15 protein-coding genes are annotated in these 21,971 nt (G+C 44.8%); 10 read left to right on the top strand and 5 right to left on the bottom strand.

The window, feature by feature from the left end; genetic code table 11:
- A partial coding sequence (locus KVT36_RS21205; protein WP_217605446.1) for a transposase occupies nucleotides 1-467 on the top strand: 467 nt, incomplete at its 5' end.
- A 351-nt stretch (nucleotides 468-818) separates the two neighbouring features.
- Entirely contained in the window at nucleotides 819-2,294 is a 1,476-nt protein-coding gene (locus KVT36_RS21210) for a PLP-dependent aminotransferase family protein (protein ID WP_217605447.1), read from the top strand.
- Between the two features lie 74 nt (nucleotides 2,295-2,368).
- Here KVT36_RS21210 and KVT36_RS21215 read toward each other — a convergent pair whose 3' ends face one another.
- Nucleotides 2,369-3,112 (bottom strand): SDR family oxidoreductase, encoded by a 744-nt coding sequence (locus KVT36_RS21215; RefSeq protein ID WP_209147237.1) that lies wholly within the window; start codon nucleotides 3,110-3,112, stop codon nucleotides 2,369-2,371.
- A gap of 227 nt (nucleotides 3,113-3,339) precedes the next feature.
- Between KVT36_RS21215 and KVT36_RS33250 the strand changes: the two genes are divergently transcribed.
- The 3 genes from KVT36_RS33250 to KVT36_RS21230 all read left to right on the top strand — a co-directional run bounded on the left by KVT36_RS33250 (nucleotide 3,340) and on the right by KVT36_RS21230 (nucleotide 5,002).
- A complete protein-coding gene (locus KVT36_RS33250) occupies nucleotides 3,340-3,525 on the top strand; it encodes a hypothetical protein (RefSeq protein ID WP_368670037.1) in 186 nt (61 codons plus the stop codon).
- A gap of 300 nt (nucleotides 3,526-3,825) precedes the next feature.
- The gene (locus KVT36_RS21225) at nucleotides 3,826-4,398 is read left to right on the top strand and encodes a collagen-like protein (protein WP_217605449.1); all 573 of its coding nucleotides are present in this window, start codon (nucleotides 3,826-3,828) and stop codon (nucleotides 4,396-4,398) included.
- A gap of 202 nt (nucleotides 4,399-4,600) precedes the next feature.
- Complete coding sequence (locus KVT36_RS21230; RefSeq protein ID WP_217605450.1) at nucleotides 4,601-5,002, top strand: VOC family protein; 402 nt, start codon at nucleotides 4,601-4,603, stop codon at nucleotides 5,000-5,002.
- Nucleotides 5,003-5,168: 166 nt separating this feature from the next.
- Here KVT36_RS21230 and KVT36_RS21235 read toward each other — a convergent pair whose 3' ends face one another.
- The 3 genes from KVT36_RS21235 to KVT36_RS21245 form a co-directional block, all read right to left on the bottom strand.
- Nucleotides 5,169-5,855, bottom strand: a complete 687-nt coding sequence (locus KVT36_RS21235; protein ID WP_217605451.1) for an alpha/beta fold hydrolase — start codon at nucleotides 5,853-5,855, stop codon at nucleotides 5,169-5,171.
- Between the two features lie 107 nt (nucleotides 5,856-5,962).
- Entirely contained in the window at nucleotides 5,963-7,810 is a 1,848-nt protein-coding gene (locus tag KVT36_RS21240; RefSeq protein ID WP_217605452.1) for an RICIN domain-containing protein, read from the bottom strand.
- A gap of 326 nt (nucleotides 7,811-8,136) precedes the next feature.
- Complete coding sequence (locus KVT36_RS21245; RefSeq protein ID WP_217605453.1) at nucleotides 8,137-10,536, bottom strand: ABC transporter permease; 2,400 nt, start codon at nucleotides 10,534-10,536, stop codon at nucleotides 8,137-8,139.
- A gap of 362 nt (nucleotides 10,537-10,898) precedes the next feature.
- On the opposite strand from KVT36_RS21245, the gene KVT36_RS21250 reads away from it, so the two are divergent.
- The 3 genes from KVT36_RS21250 (at nucleotide 10,899) to KVT36_RS21260 (ending at nucleotide 17,489) form a co-directional block, all read left to right on the top strand.
- Nucleotides 10,899-13,232, top strand: coding sequence for a TIM-barrel domain-containing protein (locus KVT36_RS21250; RefSeq protein WP_217605454.1), 2,334 nt, complete (start codon nucleotides 10,899-10,901; stop codon nucleotides 13,230-13,232).
- Nucleotides 13,233-13,408: 176 nt separating this feature from the next.
- On the top strand, nucleotides 13,409-14,551 hold the full coding sequence (locus tag KVT36_RS21255) for an AraC family transcriptional regulator (protein ID WP_217605455.1): 1,143 nt from the start codon (nucleotides 13,409-13,411) through the stop codon (nucleotides 14,549-14,551).
- 73 nt (nucleotides 14,552-14,624) lie between these two features.
- Complete coding sequence (locus KVT36_RS21260) at nucleotides 14,625-17,489, top strand: M1 family aminopeptidase (RefSeq protein WP_217605456.1); 2,865 nt, start codon at nucleotides 14,625-14,627, stop codon at nucleotides 17,487-17,489.
- 34 nt (nucleotides 17,490-17,523) lie between these two features.
- Here KVT36_RS21260 and KVT36_RS21265 read toward each other — a convergent pair whose 3' ends face one another.
- A complete protein-coding gene (locus KVT36_RS21265) occupies nucleotides 17,524-18,009 on the bottom strand; it encodes a hypothetical protein (RefSeq protein WP_217605457.1) in 486 nt (161 codons plus the stop codon).
- A gap of 139 nt (nucleotides 18,010-18,148) precedes the next feature.
- Between KVT36_RS21265 and KVT36_RS21270 the strand changes: the two genes are divergently transcribed.
- Both KVT36_RS21270 and KVT36_RS21275 read left to right on the top strand, forming a co-directional pair.
- Complete coding sequence (locus KVT36_RS21270) at nucleotides 18,149-18,514, top strand: DUF2200 domain-containing protein (RefSeq protein WP_217605458.1); 366 nt, start codon at nucleotides 18,149-18,151, stop codon at nucleotides 18,512-18,514.
- Between the two features lie 151 nt (nucleotides 18,515-18,665).
- Nucleotides 18,666-21,857 carry a reprolysin-like metallopeptidase gene (locus KVT36_RS21275; RefSeq protein ID WP_217605459.1) on the top strand — a complete coding sequence of 1,064 codons (3,192 nt, stop codon included), beginning with the start codon at nucleotides 18,666-18,668 and terminating at the stop codon, nucleotides 21,855-21,857.
- Nucleotides 21,858-21,971: the final 114 nt, after the last annotated feature.

Raw genomic sequence — 21,971 nt, forward strand, 5'->3', positions numbered from 1 at the left:
GTAAACAACAACAAAGCTATCATCCTGAAGTGTTACCAAATGGAGATACATTAAAGCAATTACTGGCACGTAGCAGATACTTATTATTCAAACATCCCAGGCTGTGGACAAGAGAGCAGCAACAGAGAGGTGAGCTATTGTTTAACCGTTATCCCATTATTCAGAAAGCCTATCAGTTGTCCTTGAGACTGGGAGAAGTCTATCGGACCTGCACCAGCAAAGAACAGGCATTCAAGAAACTGGCGTTATGGTATAATGATGTGGAAGAGGCAGGCCTTGCATCTTTTAAAACCCTTGCCAGGACTATTCAGACCCACTATTTGAGGATCCTGAACTTCTTCAATAACAGAGCTACAAATGCAGCGGCTGAATCATTCAATTCTAAGATAAAAGCCTTCAGAAATACTATGAGAGGAGTACGGGATGTAGAATTCTTCTTGTTCAGGTTAGCTAAATTGTATGCTTAAACTTATAATCCCCCAACTTTTCAACTTGATCCGTTTTTGTTTGTTTTCAATCACTTATTCCCGTTTTTGTGGGCACACAAGCTTGCACTTACGTGGCACATCATTTGGCACACAAAAAAGAAAATGAAAGTCATAGTAACGCCACGGTAGGACAACGTATAGCCACCGGAGTATTTACCTATATGCATCCTGCGAATACGATTCAAAAGAGTTGCTGCCCGAGGCTTAAAAAATCCTCAACTTTGTTTTTGATACGTCGACAGGTTACTCATGATAAAATAACAACACTTCAAAATTTTTCGTAAAATTATATCCTGTTCCTTCCAAAGTTAAATACGTAGGATCTTACACATGACAGTCCAAACATTACCATTCAGCACGCTTATCGCAATTGATCGACAATCTACAATTCCTATATTCACCCAACTCGCAAATGCCCTGATTGATTTAATCAAGAAAGGACAACTTAAGTCAGGCTATCAGTTGCCGGCGAGTAGAGATATGGCGTCCATGCTGAAATTAAATCGAACAACGGTTGTCGCTGCATACGAAGAATTACAGGCTCAAGGTTGGGCTGAAGCTATAAAACGAAAAGGAAATTTTGTTTCCATGCATTTACCCATTACCAGTCCAAAACCATTCCAAGACAATACGTTGGCCATGTCAACAGCCAAAGATCCTAACAAGTTTTACAGGACGATCGCTTCTCCACAATCCGGAACAAGGAAACTAAAGCCTCAACAACTGATGATCAACGATGGCTATCCTGATGCCAGAATTGCTCCGCTGGATTTGATCATTGACCGATACCGGTTTCTATTAAAAAGAGTGAATACCCATAACAAATTGCTCTCTGAAGGCTCACTTGGAAGCAATTCGTTGAGAACCGAGCTTGCCTTGTTTTTGTCCAAGACAAGAGCGTTGGATATAAACGCAGATCAGGTTCTGGTGACTCATGGTGCACAATTAGCTATCTCCGTAGCAGCAAGTATGATCCTTCGGCCAGGCAGCTCGGTTATTGTTGGTGACATGAACTATGTTTTAGCAGACAGGCTTTTTGAGCAGTTGGGAGCCAAGCTTATTAAGGTCAAGGTAGATCAGGATGGGATCGATGTCGAGGCAATAGAGAACATCTGTAAACAATCAAGGCCGAGCCTTCTATATATCATTCCCCACCACCATCACCCCACAACGGTAACCCTAAGCGCAGAAAGACGGTTTAAGCTCTTAGATATCATTCGACGCTACCAGCTTCCTGTGATTGAAGATGATTACGATTATGATTTCCATTACGAGTACGCTCCGATATTGCCATTAGCCAGCGCAGAACACAGTGGTTATGTTCTCTACATAGGATCTATTTCCAAAACATTGGCGCCTACGATCAGGCTGGGATATCTAGTTGGAGGCGAAGATTTCGTGTGGCAGGCTTCTAAGCTTAAACAAGCGGTGGATATCCGCGGCGACGTGTTATTCGAAGAATCTGTTGCTCATCTGTTCACAACAGGCGAAATGCAGAGACATCTTAGAAGATCTGTGAAAGTATATAAAAAGAGGCGAGATCAGTTCTGTGAGCTTCTTCAATCTTCTGTGGGAGACGTCGGCAAGTTCATCTCGCCGAAAGGTGGTATGGCTGTTTGGACCTTATTTGATCCCGGATATTCAATACCCGATCTCGCCGAAAGATTGGCGACCAAAGGTATTTATCTGAATGATGGAAGCCTTCACAAGTATAAAGATGACGTCAACGGGATCAGGTTAGGTTTTGCCTCGTTAAATACAAATGAAATGCAAACTTTTGCCCAGGCCCTTAAAAAATCCCGTTGAACAGACCTTTCGTATTTATAAACTATGTGATCGGTGTCATCTTTTTGGCGAGATGTGATTTGGGAAAACGTATGTTATTGGCTTTTTCTCCAGTCACTAAACTTGATCTTACCTGGGAAAAATTCACCTGAAGGCACCAACAAAGATCTCGGAATATCTTCGAACATGTACTTGTCATTGTCGTTAGCTTTTACTACCATATTTGATCGCTTCTCCCTCAGGTAACCTTCCACGAAATCACTCATCGTTCCGCGGTCTGGTCCAGCAATTTCTACTATCTTGTTTTTGGGCTCTTCCAGGCAAAACCTTACTATATAATCTACGACGTCTTCCAATGCAATAGGTTGGTAGTCAACTGTTGAAACCTGGACATTCTTCCCGTCCCCCTGAACGTCGATAATCGTGACTATATGTTCATGAAATTGAGTTGAACGGATAATGGTGTATGGTATGCCAGATTCGATTACGGCATCCTCTTGGTGTTTTTTAGCTCTAAGATACCCGATATGCTGTGCCCGATCTGTACCAACAATTGAAAGGACTAAATGATGCCTGATACCGGCGGCTTTTACCGCCTTAATCAGATTATTGGCTGCCGTCCTGAAAAAGTCCAAAGCTGTTTGTGCTTCAGGTGATTGAGAATTGGAAAGATCAATTACAACGTCAGTTCCGTCTAAAGCATTTGTAAGCCCTTCTCCCGTTAGAATATTGATACCGCTTGAAGGCGCTCCTACAACTATCTCATTGCCGGTATTTTTCAGTTTTTCACATACACCTTTACCTACCAGGCCCGTTCCTCCGATTACTAAGATCTTCATGATTAAAATATTTAAGTAGAAAATTTGTGATAAGAACAGACGCAATTAATAAGCAAAGCGGCTGCCATTTTCAAAATCAAAATAAGACATAAAAATGACGACCTTGGCCATCCACGAATCAGATTTTTGGCAGTCCAGACCTGGGTTCGGTTGGTAGCCCGCCATTTACTCAAGGCTGGGCACTCGGTGATCTTAGCCAATAGGACAGGGGGAGCATCTTTGAAGAGCTGGCCCAATTGCTGGGAGACGGCGCCAGCGCGGGAACAATTAACGAGGCGGCAAAGGCGGAGATTGTTCTACTGTCGCTTCCATGGCCGCAAGTGCCGGCGTTGAAGGATGTCACAGATTGGAACAGCAAGACTGTAATAGATGCAACGAAAGCACAAAGACGTATCAAAGCCATGATGAGTTAAAAAGCGAATAAAAATAGCTTCCCAGCCAAAAATCTGACTGAGTTTTGACAGAATTGATTTACAAATAATTGAAAACCAGAACGTTTTTGTTCCTGTTCTGGGCACAAACTTTAAAAGGTCGGAGATTTTCTCTGACCTTTTTTGTTTTATTAAAATGTGTGGCCGATTCATGATTTGTAATCCTGCTTGCAGCGAATGAAGTATTATACGATTTAAACTTGTGAGAAAAATTTGTAATTTGGCGTCCCTAAATCTAGTATAAAACCCCTGACCCTTCAGGCCGTAAACAAAGACTCCGATATGAAAAGATGTAATTTTATTTACCCATTAGTCCTGCTGTCAGGACTCTTTTTCGTTATGTTCATGATATCCTGCGGTAAAGATGGCGCCCAAGGGCCGCAAGGTCCTGTTGGCCCAGCCGGTCCGGAAGGCCCCAAAGGTGATAATACCTCTGGCACTGTGATCTATTCAGAATGGCTGGATGTGCCGTTTAAGCCAGATACTGTGCATTTATCAGGCGGCGGTATTGATACGGTGGGCTACTTTGCCGATATTGATGTGCCTAAACTCACCCCGGCGCTGGTGAACACCGCAGATGTAAAAATGTACATCAATAGTAACGATGCAGGTGATCCTGTCATTTATCCGTTGCCTTATAATGCTTCATCAGGTCTTTACATACAGTTCTCGGCTTACGCGCAGGGGATTTCGTTGTACTCCAATGCGGACCTAAGTACTGTAACTACCAATGGTAAGAAATATCAACAATTCCGATACATGATCGTGCCCGGCAATACCGAGGGAAGATCAGCGGCTTCAGTAAACTGGTCCGATTATGCCGCGGTAAAAGTATATCTCGGGTTGAAAGACTAATATTTTGTCTTTGCTTGCATGATATATGAAAACACGATTGATGGCAAAACGCCGGAGGTAATACCTCCGGCGTTTTTTGTTTTTACATGATTTAGCAGGGATCCACCCGCCAGTGTGCTGGTTGTGCCCTATCTTGTAAATGGCGTACTCTGGCAACGTAAACAGCTAATTCATTCCGTATTTTTGTTGAAAAGTAACCACTATGAACTTTGAATTTCCTGGCGCTGTGCCGGAGATACCGGTAAGCGATCTGAAGACGGCCATTGCCTATTACGGGAACAATCTTGGTTTCAGCATAGACTGGGGCGCTGAGGGTGGCGGGATTGCGGGCATCTCAAAAGGGCACTGCAGAATGTTTCTCACTAATGATGCCTTCCGGGAGCATTACCATAATGCCGGGCCGGTATTGGTGTGGCTCAATCTTAACAGCAAGGAACAGGTCAACGAGCTGTTCGGGCTTTGGAGTGCCAGTCAGGAGAAGATTGTTTCAGCTCCGGCGTCAAAGCCATGGGGCTTGTATGAGTTCACAGCTGCTGATCCTGACGGCAATCTGTTTAGAGTCTTTTATGATTTTGCCACTCCCGAACGCGAAAGGAACGTTTAATCTATAAGCACCTTAAAGAAATATTGCTAATGGTAGCGAGTAAAGTTCAGATAGAAGTGCAGGTAATCCGTGTTATCGTTAAGCCTTACTATGAGCTTACTGTGGTGCCCGCGAACAAATAGAAACCGGGTTATACAAATACTCTCCAGACCTTCATGCACGTCGTTTAGCTATATTTCTCTTCAAGCCTGTATAAAATATCAACCAATTTATCCGGACATTCTCTCATCACATTGTGTACGCAATCTATTGTTTCAACATGCCAGCCCTGAGCGTTTTTGAGATTTTCATATTGTTTAACAAAAGGGCTTGGTTCCCAGCCACTGAGAAAAATGAATGTACGATTCAGAACCTGTTCATAATTTCCATTCAAATGTAAGCTTTGCATGAATGTTGCCAGCGGATGTGGTCTTCTCCGGTCATCTGCCCCTGGTGGAACTTCAACAGAGAACCCGTCATTGGCTGCTCCGGTTACAAAACGTTGTCTATACATTTCAGTGGTAAGACTCCAGCAGGAATCCCCATCTTTAGGTATATAAGCATCAATATAAACAAGCGCATAGATCCTTTCCGGAAGTTTATCTGCCACTCCTGTAATAACTAATCCGGCATAGCTATGACCGCATAAGATCACATTCGTGATATTTTCTGTTACCAGCGTGTCTATTACGAACTGGATATGTGTATCTAAATTTATTATCTTGTTTTGTATCCCGGGTTGGGATTCAAGACCTGGTAAGGTTAATGAAATACATTTTTTTCCCAGCTGCTCCAGTTTGTTAGTTATTGGATCGTAAGCCCAGCCACCGTGCCATCCGCCAGGAATAAAAACATATGTTTTTTCATTTTTCATAATAGATAAGTTGTACCGGATAGTTCACCAGTTTTGCAAGATAAACAAAATGCCACACTATGAATGTCCTGTCCAGTAGCAACTTATCTACCTCAATACAGAATAATTTAATTTTTAATGAATTTTTTAACGATCGTCTTATGATCCCTGCTGATTATAATGGTGTATAAGCCTGGTTTAAGCCTGGATACATCAATACCATTACCTGAAACCACTGTATTTATTACCGGATGTCCAAGCACATTTAGAACAGCGGCTTTGGCTCCGGTGAGTTCTTTAGAGGAAAAGTAAATGGTCTGAGTAGCCGGATTAGGATAAAGGATTAGTTTATTCTCTGTGCTGGGCGCCTTTTTTTCTACAGATGTTATTAAAGCTTCATTTCGTATTAGTTTCCATTGCCCGCATAACTGGTTGTTATTACCCCACTGACGAACATTTGCGCCATTAGATGAACTGGCATCTGCTACTTCTACTACTTTACCACTATGTTTAGGAATAATTTTATAGTATCCATCTGTTGTACCTACCAACACAAATTGCTGATTAAAGCCGCTTACATAATCCCATTGATGTACATTTGCTCCCTCATCTTTACTCACACCTGATACGTCTACTGATTTGCCACTGGCTACTACACTGATCTTGTATGCACCATCACCCAGATCCGTTAGCTGGAACTGTTGATTATTGCCTCCAGCATATTCCCACTGCTGAATATTTCCACCATTCTCCTGAATATGTTCGGCTGCCAGGTCCATATATTTTCCGCTGTTGCGGTTTTGAATAAAATAGGTGCCTGCTAAACCGGCCACCCCGGCTGTTTGTATGCGTAAGGAGGAAACTTTATCATTTAATCCATCTGCAACAAGGCAGCTTACATTCCCGCTATATGTTTTAGAATTGCCACTGAAATTTGCGTCGTCATAAAGCGTTACCTGAAATCCTTCTGCTATCGTCAAACTTGATAACAGGTCGTTTGCTATGCCTAAGGACTGCAGCCTGCTTAGATCGTAGTCGCCTGCTTCTAATCCATTAGCAAAACCTTTAAAATCACAGTCGTTGTAAAAATTTGCAACTTCTTTCTGATTTTTGGTGCGTATGCCAAAGATGGTGTTCACCCTGTTTGCCAGCTCCTGAAGATTAATATTGTTGTCATTATATACCCAGTAAAATCCTCCTTTGGAGTTACAATTATTTTTAGCCCTGGTCATTTTGTCGATCACTGTATTTGCATTCTCATAATTCAGATCACCTGTATGCATTTCAATATTGTTAATGTTCCAATCACATGGATTGTTGCCGGCTCCTCCCTCATACCACTGTAAATAGATCTTATCAACGGCTCCGCTGCGCTGGTTGTTAACATTGGTAGCTAAGCTTTGCCAGTATGGCTTGTTCATATAAGGGGCAAGCGTAGTTTTATATCCAATGTCAGCCAGCATAATATGGAAAGCTGTAGCAGAATTAGCGTCATAGGCTTCTTCATCGTCGTTATTGATTGCATCTATGGATGGTATAGCTGTTTTCAGGGCTTTAAAATTACGGTAAAGGATACTCGCAGTATTTGTGCCCTGGCTATTAACCAGGTTTTTAATATTCGTGTAAGAGTGGCTGCCCCAGCCGCCAATGCACGATTCTACCCTGTTGATAGACGTGACGCCGGTTTTCAGGGCAGTTACATCAGCAATATAGTTAGGATTGGTGGAACCAAAAACGTAAGTTCCGTTTGAGCAGATAGTTTGCCCATCAGTGGTCAGGTCGCCATTCGCCTGAACCGTGATGTCAAATAGAATAACGTAGGTAAACCCGGACGCTTTTAAGTCAGCTACGGTATGCGTTCTTTCTCTACGGAAATGCCCGCCAACATAAATGCCTGATTGGGCGGAGGTAGATTCACTTACTAATACGATGATCAGCAGGAAGAGTACAGACAGAAGTGTAGAATTAATTCTCATAATTAATATGGTTTTTTAAGGAAGTAACATGAATTTTATTAGCTAAAAGGGTTGAATGCGGGCCTGGCAAATACAGCGGCAAAGGTTTTCATGGCCGATAGACGTGGTTTAATGGTTTTGCAAAAGGTTGATAAACAAACGGGACTGGGTTTTAACTCACTGAACCGTGGTTTAATTGCTTTGAGAATATACAATAAATTTTGCAAACGCAAATTATTACATGCTGGTTCCAATAGTCATATGGTAGCAATGTGCAATGCAGCTGCCACATATAAAAACGGGCTGCAGGAACTCCTGCAGCCCGTTGCAATGCCTTCTGATATTTATCAATCTGCTTTTAAACTGTTTACAGGGTTCATCATGGCCGCCCTGATGGCTTGCGAGCTGACGGTTATCAGCGCTATCACCAGTGCCGCTGCACCTCCGGCCACAAACACTCCCCAGTTAATATCTACCCGGTTCACGAAATTATTGAGCCAGTTATGCATGAAATACCATACCAGCGGGGCTGCTATTACAAACGCAATACCTATGAGCAGGATAAACTCCTTTGAAAAAAGGTATACGATATGAGCCGGCGTTGCTCCCAGCACTTTGCGCACACCTACTTCCTTTACACGCTGTACCGCCATGAACGATGCCAGGCCGTATAAGCCCAGGCAGCTGAGGAATATGGCTATGCCTGCAAAGATCTCGTACAAATGCGCCAGCTGGCGTTCTTCCTTATAATATTCCGCTATCCGCTGGTCCAGGAACTGGTATTCGAAGATCTGTTCGGGGAAGTTCGCGTTCCAGAGCTTTTCAATAGCTTTTAGCGAAGCCTGTGCGTCAGCACCGGCGGCCAGTCTTACGCCCACGCTGTTGAAACGCCGTTTTATGTTGCTCATGAATACGGGCGCTATGGCCTCTTTCAGCGTACCGGCAGCAAAATCCCTCACCACTCCTACAATCGGGCCTTTGATCTGACCGTTCCATACATCTATATCTTTATTGAGCACGTCCGCTGGTTTCAAACCTAGTTTTTGCACCAGGGTTTCATTCACCAGGAACTCGCGTACAGAATCTGTACGGGTGAGGTTGCGGCCTGCTACGAGTTTGATATCGTAGGTGTTGAGATAGTTATAATCCACCCAGCGCGTGATGGATGGAAATTTGGTTTCCTCCGCCTGGTGATCAAATTTAAAACCTGTCCACCAGTTACCATCATTGGAAGGCGCTGCGTTGGAAAAGCTCAGCTCCTGTATGCCTTTGATCTGCTGCAGCTGGTCCCGGAGGTAAGCGATCTTTGCATTGCCTGCGCTGTCGTTACGGAAAGGTACATTCACAATAGCATCGCGGGTAAAACCCATGGATTGCTTGTTAAAATAATTCATTTGCTGCAGGATGATGAGCGTACCAATGATCAATGCCTGTGCAATAATGAACTGGAAAACCACCAGGCTACGGCGCAGGGAAACGCCGCCGGTCTTTTTGCTGGCTGCTATCTTGCTCTTCAGTGCATTAATGGGATTGAATGCCGACACAATGATGGAAGGGTAGAAGCCTGCCAGAAAGGTAACGGCCAGGAAGATGGCAAACAGTAATGCATATACGTTGTAGGCAGCCAGCATACCTGGTCCCAATGGCAGGTCCATTACCCTGCTGATGAACGGAAGCACACATAATGCCAATACCACGGCCAGCAGGAGAGAGGTCAGCACCAGCATAGCGGTTTCAGACAGGAATTGTATTTTCAGCTGCCAGCGGTTACTGCCTAATACTTTACGCACCCCGATCTCACGGGTACGGTTCACCGCCTGTGCGGTGGCCAGGTTAACGAAGTTCACGCAGGCAATGAGCAAAATAAATGCGGCGATCATCCACAGCATCCGTATCCTTTCGGGTGATGCCACACGGCCAATAAAGTTCGACGTGCGTTTATCTGAATGCACGCCGGCCAGTGACTGCAGCATATGCGTGTTCTTGTTCTTCGGATCTTTGTATTTTTTTGAGAAGGCGATCAACTGCTTGTTGATCTTTGCCTCATCCTGCCCCGGGCGCAGCAGCACATAACAATTATGAACGTCGTCTATCGTTACCCAATCCTTTATCTCGTTTATTTTAAGCATGGCATAAGTTGCCACCATATCAAACTGGAACTCTGTGTTCTTAGGCGGATCATCCAGTATACCTGTTACCGTTAGATTGAACTGTTGGTCAAGCCTGATGACCTGCCCCATGGCCTTGTGCCAGTCGCCAAAATATTTTTCTGCAGTGGAACGTGCCAGCACAGTGGAACTAGGATCGTTTAGCGCGGTGGCTTTATTACCTGCCAGCCACTTGTAATCAAATATATCAAAGAAGGAGGGTTGCAGGTAATATACCAGTGGCTTGAATTTCTTCTGAATGTTGCCATGCTTATCTTCCAGTGTTACCAGTCTTTTACCCATTTGCAGAATACCGGTTACCTCTAACCCGGGGAAATCGTTTTGCAGCGCAGTGGGCACCGGAAAAGGCACCGCCTGCGTGTAGTTGATCTTGCCACTTTCTTCGGGCATTACCGTAAGCACTCTATAGATGCGGTCTTTCTTCGTATGGAACATATCGAAGCTTTGCTCGTATTGAATGATCACATAGATCACCAGGCAAACAGTGATGCCCAGGGTAAGGCCGGTGATGTTGAGAAATGCATAGCGCTTGTTGCGCCACAGACTCCGGAAAGCGGTTTTAAGGTAGTTCTTTAGCATACAGGAGGGGATTGTTGCGGGTGCATGTCGCAAAAACAGTACAAAAATAATAAAGCACTCATTTTTAATTATTTATAACACGGCTGCTAAATGAATATGTCCGTTTCCGGCATTATGATGTCCGCTTCCGGACAACCCGCCTGATATTTTTGAGGACGGACACTCGTTAGGTACGTTGATGGATTATAGGTACAATCAGGTGGGAATTTTATTTAAAATTAGAATTGTTCAGCTTATATTTGTCAAATTGACAATAAAAACTGTGGTTGTTCCTATTGACACGTTATGGGCGTTTTGAGCGTATCCATTTAGCCCTCTGTTTTTTTATTTTTTTCATAGGTCCTGAACTTTAATAAACCGTTATGATAAACAGAATCGTATCTCTTGTTTCCTGCCTTTTTCTTTTTTTGGGTGAGGTGCAAAGCCAGGTATTCAAAGAAAAGGATAATGGTATTGAGGTGGTCGTGAAGGATGTTCACGTAGAGATCAATTTTTTTAGCCCTGCTATTGTAAGAGTAGTGAAATTTCCAGCTGGTGCTACTGTTATAAAGAAAAGCCTTTCCGTTATTAAAATGCCGGAGAACATCCGGCCAGTGGTTTTACAAAAAGGAGATACGCTGTTTTTGCGCACAGACTCGGTTGTAGTTAGCGTCGTGTTGAATACGGGCAGGATATGCTTTAGTAATACTCAGGGCGGGAAACTATTCAGTGAAAAAGATTATGGAGTGCAGTTTACTCCTGTGAAGGATGCAAATAAGCCAAGTTTTATTGTAAGACAAGCCTTTGTATTAGATAATGATGAGGCAATTTATGGATTAGGCCAGCAGCAAAATGGTAAAATGAGCCAGCGCGGTCAGCGGGTTTATTTACGGCAGGACAATATGAAAGTCTGTATCCCCTTCTTTCAATCTGTAAAGGGATATGGCGTTTTTTGGGATAATTATTCGCCTACTACTTTTACGGATAACCTGCAGGAAACATCCTTTGATTCGGAAGCAGGTGACTGCGCCGATTATTATTTTTTATATGGAGGTAATGCAGAAGGCGTTGTTGCTCAAATGCGCGGATTAACCGGGCAGGCTCCATTGATGCCTTTATGGGTATATGGTTTCAATCAATCGCGTGAGCGTTATAAAACGCAGTATGAGCTGGTAGATGTTGTCAGGCAATATCGTAGCCTGAAAGTGCCGTTGGATGGTATTGTGCAAGACTGGCAATACTGGGGGAGGGACAGTAACTGGAATGCCATGAGCTTTGATCCAAATACTTTTCCTGATCCGAAGGGTATGGTGGATAGCGTTCACCAATTGCATGCGCATTTATTTATTGTGGCATGGCCTGGCTTCGGGCCATTGACGAAGCAGTATGAGGAGCTGAAGCAAAAAAATATGCTGATCCATTTTGAAACCTGGCCGCCTGCAAGTGGTACCACACCGTATGATGTCTATAACCCCCAGGCAAGAGATATTTACTGGCGCTATTTAAATAAGGGTATTTTTTCTTTGAATACAGATGCCTGGTGGCTTGATTCATCCGAACCGGATCACGTAAATCTGAAAGAGCGGGATTTTGATAAGCCTACTTATCTGGGCAGTTTCAGAAGTGTACGTAACGCATTTCCGTTACAGCACGTTGGCGGAGTATATGATCATCAGCGGCAAACCACAGATAAAAAGCGGGTGTCTATTCTTACCCGTTCGGCATTTGCCGGCCAGCAACGATATGCTGCCAATACCTGGAGTGGTGATGTGGGCTCAAACTGGGAAACGCTGACTAAACAGATCCCTGCGGCCCTGAATTTTTCACTTTGCGGCATACCGTACTGGAATGCAGACATTGGCGGTTTTTTTGCCGGTAGTTTCGTAAAGGGCGGCGGCGCCAGAAATCCGGCATTCCAGGAACTATATACACGGTGGATGCAGTTCGCCACATTTACCCCTATGATGCGCTCGCATGGCACAGATATCCCGCGTGAGATCTACCAGTTCGGAAATCGTGGTGAATGGGCCTTTGATGTACAGGAGAAATTCATTAATCTCCGATACCAGCTGTTGCCCTATCTTTATTCAACTGCCTGGGGCGTGACTTCAAAAGCTGGTTCCATCATGCGTTCACTGGCAATGGATTTTGCTTCAGATAAAAAGGTTTGGGATATAGGCAATGAGTATATGTTCGGCCAATCTTTCCTGGTAGCGCCCGTAACAGAAAGCCATGCGCAAAACAGATCAGTCTATCTTCCGGCTGGCACCTTATGGTATAACTTCTGGGACGGCGGGCCAATAGCAGGCGGAGTATCGATAGCGCAAGCCGCTCCGATAGACAGGATCCCCTTATTTGTAAAAGCAGGTTCCATTATTCCGTGGGGCCCCAAAGTACAATACGCTGCAGAGAAGAAATGGGATAACCTTGAATTGCGTATTTATCCTGGTGCGGATGCAACCTTTACGTTGTATGAAGATGAAGGAGATGGCTATGATTACGAAAAAGGAAGTTATTCCGAGATCCATTTTCAGTGGAATGATCAGACCAGAATACTTTCAATAGACGATGTTAAAGGAAGCTTTCCGGGTATGTTAAACGACCGGAAATTCAATATTGTTGTGGTAGACACCCATCATGGCGTGGGGATGGAGCCTTCCGGGAAATTTAATACTACTGTTCGTTATAAGGGAAAAAGATTAACCGTGCGTCTGTAAGGGAGTTAATCCGGTGGTAACGTAAAAAGGCTGTATCAGGATCCCCGATACAGCCTTTTATTATGTAAGGTCTTTATTAATACCTGTAATTAACTGCTTTCGCTTATGCCTCATAGCCGGTCATGTTAGTTTCATTGCTACAATAATTCCTATCTTTAAAACCCAAATCCGCGGCTATGACCTTTGCTGAATTTTTTCACATTCTGATCCTGTTGGGGTTTTTGCAGGGTGTTATTATGAGCATGCTGCTCTTCTTTTCAAAGAAACGATCCCGTCCCAACCGCTTACTGGGCACCCTGATATTACTCATAGCGCTGGCTTGTCTGAACCTATACCTTTTTGAATCGCCACAGTTCACGGATAACCCCATTCTGAACCTGCTGGGCAATCTCATCCCGCTGGTTATTATTATGCCCCTTGGGCCGCTGTTATATTTCTATGTCAAAAGCACTATAGATCCCGGCTTCAGGATCACCCGGAAGGAGCGCTTACATTTTTTACCGGTGATAATAGATTGCGGCCCCCAGCTCAGCATCATAATATATTTTGCAGCGGCGTTGTTAGACTTTTCAATACCGGACCCCGGTTTCCTGGGGCGTTTTATTGACAACTATAATGTATATGCCGATATTCCCCGCTGGGGCTCTATTACCATATATCTCTGGCTCTCCGCCAGGTACCTTGCCACGGTAAGCACGGGGAAGGATCCTTACTACCAGTGGATGCGCCAGTTTATCCGTCTTTTCCTTGTTTTCCAGGTCATATGGTTTGTATACCTGGTGCCTTATGTGATACCATCCCTAACGGATAAGGTGCTGAATACGGTAGACTGGTACCCGGTATATATTCCCCTGGTAGTCCTGATCTACTGTCTGGGTATAAAAGGTTATATGATGGCGCCGGCGGAAGCTCCGGTGGCAAAGAAAGTTGTAACGCCTCCGTCCGGAAAGCTGATAGAAGAAGCGGAACCCTTACTGAAAAAAGCTATGGAGCAGGACCGCCTGTACCTGGATCCTGAGCTTAACCTGGCCTTGTTATCCAGGCATACCGGCTTGCCCCAGAAAACCATTTCATTGATCCTGAACCAGCACTTGCAAAAAAGCTTCAATGAATTTGTGAACGGCTACCGGGTGGAGGCATTCAAGCAAAATATCCGGGAGCTCCGGCAGGACAATATGACTATCCTGGCCATGGCTTTTGATGCCGGTTTTAATTCGCAGGCAACTTTCCAACGCGCTTTCCGGAGCCATACCGGTATGTCGCCCAGGGAATATATGACCCTGCACCTGGAAAAGCAGCCAAAACCGGAAAATGAGTAGGAAAATGTTATTCAATTCCGGATTTGAGTAGATATAACAGCCTGAAATACCTTGCTTTACCCGAAAAAAGGAGATGAAACATTATTTGCGTCTTTGTTTGTTATTATTGGTTTTGACCGGTAACCAGGTTGTTGCCCAGCAAAAATTCATAACGCTTTCCGGCAGGATAACTGATGCCGGGAGTCATCAACCCATTATTTATGCCAATATCCAGTTAGCCAACGGCAGCATTGGTACGGCTGCCAATACAGCGGGGGAGTTCATTTTTAAAATAACCGAAAAATTCTGGCAGGACACCCTGCTGATCTCCTGCATCGGTTACCAGTCTGTTACCATGCCCCTGCCTCAGGCCAGCTTACAGGATATGGATATCCGTTTGGAGCCGGCTGTTTATCAGCTTCCGGCCGTATCGGTAAATGTGCGCAATGGTTTCGGGATCCTGAGGCAAATGATCCGCAGCATACCGGATAATTATGATACCGCCGATGTACGGCTGACCGCCTTTTACAAGGAAAATATACGCCTGGCTGCAGATACGCTGAATTTCAATGAATCGGTGCTGGATATTTACAAAACCTATCATACCGGCCGGGATCATAAAGATCAGATACGCATTATCAAAGGCCGTAAAAAGAAGGTGGACTGGAGTAAAGATCCGCAGCTGTATGCCTGGATCAGTAATATTACGAATACGGCTTACTCCTCCCTGAACGAAGACCTGCAGAAAAACCTTGACGCAAAGAGAAATATACTGAATGAACGTAATTTCCGCTATTATACCTGTGACTATAAGGAAACGATCCGCGAAGGCGACCGCAATCTCCTGGTGTTATACCTGGAGCCCAAAGAAGATAACCGCAAAGGGCTGGTACGGGCAAAGATCTATATTGACGAAGCTAACATGGCACTGGTAAGGTGTGAGATGGAGACAACCCCGGCCGGGAATGACTATCTGAACAACCATGGGAAAGGCGGTATCAATTATATGATCATGTCTAAGGTAGTAAAGGCCAGCTTCGATTTTACAAAGATCTCGATGGTGGTCACCTACAAGCAATACAATAATAAAACTTACCTGAGTACCGTACAGCGTCACTGGGAGCTGGTGCTGAACAGCAGTAAGCGGGGAATGAAGGATGTTCCATGGTCCGGTGATTTTTATCTGCTGGTCACCGATGTGAGAAAAGATAGTTTGCAACGCTTTGTTACGGGGGTTAGTAACGATAAGTCATCCATGAACTATGAGATCGGCAATGACTATGATCCCGCTTTCTGGGAAAACTATAACATTCTGCTGCCGGTACTGCAGGATTCAGTAAAACAAAAGAAGGAAGCTGCCCCGCCTTCCGGCAAAGCAGCGCATATTTCTAACCGTCAGAACGGCTTTACCCGGGCAGATACGCTGCGCGGTATGTTATCGCCGCTTCGTACCTGTTACGATGTTAGTTTTTATCACCTGGATGTGGATGTGAACCTGGAGAGCCGTTCCGTTGAGGGCAGTAATAAGATCCGTTTTAAAGTATTGGCCCCGTTCAACCTGATGCAGATAGACCTGTACGCCAATATGCGCATCAAAAAGATCCTGTATAGGGATCAGCCCCTGTCATTTACCCGGGAGGAGGATGCTGTTTTTGTGAAGTTCCCGCTTACATTGCCTGCCGGCAATGAAGAAACGATCATTGTGTATTACGATGGGGTACCGCAGGTGCCTGACCTTAAGATCCCTATGCATGGCGGCATACTATGGGACAAGGACGAGGAAGGTAATCCCTGGGTACAGGTAGTATGCCAGGGCTCCGGCGCCAGCTTATGGTGGCCCAATAAAGATCATTTGTCTGATGAACCGGACAGCATGCGGATCTGGATCACTATACCCAACGGCTACACAGAAATATCCAATGGCCGTTTGCAGCGGAAAACGCCTGCAGGTGTTAATAAAACCCGGTATGAATGGTTGGTGACTTACCCCATCAATAATTATAACGCTACCTTTTGTATAGGTAAATACGCTTCTTTTAAAGATGCCTATATCAGCGGACAAGATACATTGACACTGGACTATTATGTAATGCCCTATCATTTAGAACGGGCCAGAACTATGTTTGCGCAGGTAAAGCCTATGCTGGCCTGTTTTGAACAACACTTTGGAAAATATCCGTTTCCCCGTGATGGTTTCACCCTGCTTGAAAGCCCTTATCCAATGGAGCACCAGAGCGGTGTATGCATGGGAAAGATCAAAGAGGGCATGCGCCTGGACTTTGCGCCTATGATCTGGCATGAATGTGCACACGAATGGTGGGGAAATGCGATCAGCTGTAAAGATATTGCCGATATGTGGATCCATGAGGCATTTGCCACCTATGCGGAAAGCATTATGGTGGAATGCAGCGAGGGTAAAGCCATGGGTGTAGCGTATCTGAATACTCAGAAAGAACAGGTAAATAACCGCGAGCCTGTAAGCGGTGTTTATAATGTAAATCATATACACTACGATATCGGGGATATGTACACCAAAGGGAGCCTGATGTTGAACACTTTCCGCTTTATGCTGGATAACGATACATTATGGTTTACGCTGTTAAAGGATATACAGCAGCATTTCCTTTACCAGACACTTTCGGCTGATGAATTGGTAAGCTACATCTCTATGCGTATGGGTAAAAATTACAGCTGGTTCTTTGATCAGTATCTGAAATACACCAGCCTGCCGAAGCTGGAAATATCCCTGAAAGAAAAAGGAAGTAATCTGCAGCTAACGTACCGCTGGCTGGCAGATGTATCCGGGTTTAAGATGCCGGTAAAAGTGACTGTTGCCCCTGGCCGCTTTGGTTTCATTTATCCCACAACTAAGCAGCAGATCATTACATTGAAGCAAATGAAAGAGGGTGACTTTGAAGTAGATGAAGATGATTGTTACATAGAAGTAGCAGAGGTATAAGTAAGCAGCTGGTCATTAGTTTGTAAGACCACTTTTACCACACATGAGAATTAGCCGGAGCATAAATAGGCGAATAGCCGTAATAGCTGCTTCTGCTTACACTAACGCTGCCTGAAATGGAAAATGTTCTGTCGTTGCTGATATACATTACGCCTATTCTGGCAGCAGGGTTAATACTGAAATTGTTGTTAGTCCGCATGAAGCCATAGTTCTTGTCAATCCCGGGTTGATAGAATGCGCCACCATTGTATTGTAAAAGAGAAGGCGTCACCGAAACACCTCCGAAAGCAAATACGTTATTGGTAAGCTGCCGGTTAACCAGCAATTCCAGGGGAGCCGACAGGTAGCTGCTGCTACCTCCTTTAAATCCAACAAAACCGGTGGAAATGCCGGCATATTTTGTGATAAACCATTTTTTTCTAAGGTAGCTGGTATCAGTTGCCTGCTCAGGATTTCTGAAGGCGGATTGCGTGTTGTTCTGAGTGCCGTAATATAAAGGAGACTGTGCCTTTGCAGCCATAGCCGACATTAAAATTGCGGTAAAAATGATTGCCCGTATCATTGTATGAAGATAACCATCCTTTTTATTAATATTGCTAATAAAATCATAATATTTTCATCCCGGAATACGCCAGGGCGCCAGCGCTAAAATATAAGGTATGAACAGCTCCAATACACAAGATCAGCGTATCGCAAAAATGACTTTTGCCTCGGTCTATCCTTTGTATCTCGCAAAGATAGAGAGGAAAGGCAGAACAAAAGATGAATTACACCAGGTTATAGAATGGTTAACGGGCTTCGATAATAAGCAGCTGCAGGAGCTGATAAACGAAAAGGTAACTTTTGAAACCTTTTTCCAGCGCGCTTCTCTAAACCCCAATGCGAAGCTCATCACGGGTGTAATCTGTGGGTATCGTGTAGAGGAGATCGAAAATCCTTTGACGCAGCAGGCCAGGTATTTGGATAAGCTGGTGGACGAGCTGGCGAAGGGCCGGAAGATGGAAAAGATCCTGCGCGGATCGTAGGAGCTTGCAATGCACTGTTTATCAATTAATTAATATATAGATCAGCCAGGATAAAGGTTCCCCAACAGAGCAATCCAATGCAATCCTACCGCAGTGAATTAAGCTAGATTTATGTAGAGAGCATTTTTTTACCCTAAAACCCTATCTTCTCATGAGAAAAGTTCTACTCTTCGCAGCAGCATTACTATGCAGCACAATATCGTTTGCCCAGGATTATTGGAGGCCCCATACCGATGCCGCCAGGATCACTACTGACAAAGCAGTAGCGCGGCTTGCATTTCCGGCCGAGTTCCAGTTATTTGATCTGAATTTTACTCCTTTCCGGAATGAGGTATTCAAAACGGTCCGTAATGCATCCGCACATGCAACCATTATCTCTTTGCCTAACGCAGACGGGCAAATTGAACAATTTGAAATTGTAGAAGCTTCCAATTTCGAGCCTGCATTACAGGCGCAATTCCCTGAAATAAGAGCTTTTTCAGGGAAAGGTATCACTGATAAATATGCCACATTAAAGCTGAGCATTTCTCCGCAGGGGATCCAAACAACCGTTTTTCGTACAGAAAAGGAAACAGAATTTATTGAACCTTATTCTGCCGACCATACCGTTTACACGGTATTCAAAAAACGGCCGAAGACCTTACCCTGGAAATGTTCTACCCCGGACCAAAAATTGTCAGATGATATAGCCCGCAAAGTATCTAACGTTGCTGCCAGGTCAACCGGCGATATGAAAACATTGCGGCTGGCTCAATCCGTTACTGCTGAATACTCCAATTATTTTGGCGCTACCAGCGCTTCACAGGTTGCATTGGTGCTGGCAGCTGTTAATGCTACACTTACCCGCTGCAATGGTGTTTATGAAAAGGATCTGGCTATCCATCTTAACCTGATTGCAGCAACTACCAATGTATTTTATTACAATGCTTCAACAGATCCCTATTCCGCGGCCAGCAGTGGCGCCGGCGGAGCCTGGAACAGCCAGCTGCAAAACACACTGACCTCTGTGATCGGTGCCGCGAACTATGATATTGGCCACCTGTTCGGTGCATCCGGCGGTGGCGGTAATGCCGGTTGTATAGGTTGTATTTGTGTTGACAATTCAAAAGGAAGCGGCTTTACTTCTCCTGCTGATGCTATTCCGCAGGGAGATAATTTCGATATCGATTATGTAGTGCATGAAGTAGGGCACCAGCTGGGCGCTAACCATACTTTTTCCATGAGCAATGAAGGTACCGGCGTTAATGTGGAACCTGGATCAGGGATCACTATTATGGGTTATGCCGGTATTACCAGTCAGGATCTTGCTCCACATTCTATTGATATTTATCATGCCGCTTCCATTGCACAGATCCAGGCTAATCTTTCCAGTAAAACCTGCCCCATAACCACCAGTTTAGCCGGTAATAATGCAACACCTGCTGTAAATGCCGGCGGCAATTTTACTATTCCTATCAGCACCCCGTTTGCATTGACCGGTTCTGCTACTGATGCTAATGCCAGCGATGTGCTGACTTATTGCTGGGAACAAAATAACAGCGCTTCATCCTCACAAACAGGGGCTGCCAGTGTGGCCAGCGCTACCAAAGCAACGGGCCCCAACTGGATCTCATTTACCCCTGCCACATCGCCAACAAGATATTTCCCCAAAATGTCTACTATTCTTGCAGGCGGTTTAGTGTCCGGCCCATTGACAGGCGGGGATGCAGGCGCTAATACAGAAGCATTGAGCTCTGTTTCAAGAACCTTGAGCTTCCGCTTAACGGTAAGGGATAATGCTCCTTATAGTTCCACTGCACCGGTAAGCATCGGGCAAACCAATTTTGCGGATATGACGGTAACGGTTACCAATTCATCCGGGCCTTTTTCCGTGACGGCGCCTAATACGGCTGTATCATGGGCCGGCAATTCATCACAAACAGTAACCTGGAGTGTAGCCAATACAACCGCATCACCGGTTAGCTGCGCCAATGTAAAAATATCCATCTCTACAGACGGAGGCACCACATTCAGCACATTAGTGGCCAGCACACCGAATGATGGCAGTGAGGTGGTAACGGTTCCGAATACACCCACTACCACCGCAAGAATAAAAGTAGAAGCGGTAGGAAATATTTTCTTTGATATTTCAAATACCAACTTCACTATTACATCCGGTTCCGGCTGTGCTGCTCCATCGGGGTTAATTGCTTCTGCCATTACCACTACATCGGCTACCGTAGGATGGACCGCAGTAAGCGGCGCAGTATCCTATGATGTGGATTATAAAGCTACCTCCTCTGCTACCTGGGTGAATGCTGCAACAGGAACAATGGCTGTTTCTCTGGGCTTAACAGGTCTTACCTCAGGAACTACTTATGATTACAGGGTAAGAACTAATTGCGCCAGCGGCAGCAGCTCCTATTCAGCTGCACAATTCACTACTACAGGCACAGGTACCTGCAACCCGCCCACTGGTTTAACCAGTTCCGCTGTAACCGCTACGGGAGCTACTGTTAGCTGGACATCCGTAAGCGGCGCCCTGAGCTATGATGTAGATTATAAGCCTAATTCATCTGCTACCTGGATCAATGCCACAACCGGAACCGCCTCCACATCAGTTAATTTAAGCGGATTAACCTCCATCACATTATATGACTGGCGAGTAAGAACAAATTGTTCAGGCGGCAATAGCACTTATGCTACTGCGCAATTCACTACCTTAACCTCATCAGGTTGTGCAAATCCATTGGATAATTCAACCAATGGAACTATTTCCGGTGCTGCAACCATTCCGTTTAATACGGATGTTACGGGTCTTATCAGCCCAAGTGGTGATGTTGATAATTATAAATTTGTGATCACCACCCGTGGTACTATTACGATTACATTAAGGACCCTGCCTGGCGATTACGACCTGAAGCTGCTGAACAGCGCAGGCACACAGGTTGCTATTTCACAGGCAGGCGGCACCAGCAATGAAACCATTAGCAGAACCGTTAACCCGGGCACTTATTATGCACAGGTATATGGTTACAATGGGGCCAATAGTGCTACCACCTGTTATACATTACGGGTACAATTAGGTACTGCAAGCCGCGGAGATGAACCTATTACCGGCGATGCACCAAAAATGGTTGTATTCCCGAATCCTGCCAGGGATCTGGTAAACATTAACCTTTCAGGTTACAAAGGAAAATCAGAAGTGAGCATGTTTGATGTGAACGGCCGCCTGGTATTGCGCCGTGAAATGAGCGAGGTTAACACGCAGCTTGATATTTCTGCATTGCCTGCAGGCGTTTATATTATGAGGATTAAGAATGGAGTAAATGAAGTGAGCAGGACGAAGATCATTAAGCAGTAAAGACAAGTAGAAAAAGCTATAGAAAAGCCAGTGCCTATCCTGTAGTGCACCCAAAAGTTTGGACGGCTTTTAAAGATTTAGGCGGCTTGAGTTCGATATTTTACCGGACTCAAG

Source organism: Chitinophaga sp. GbtcB8 (assembly GCF_019091455.1).
GTDB lineage: Bacteria > Bacteroidota > Bacteroidia > Chitinophagales > Chitinophagaceae > Chitinophaga.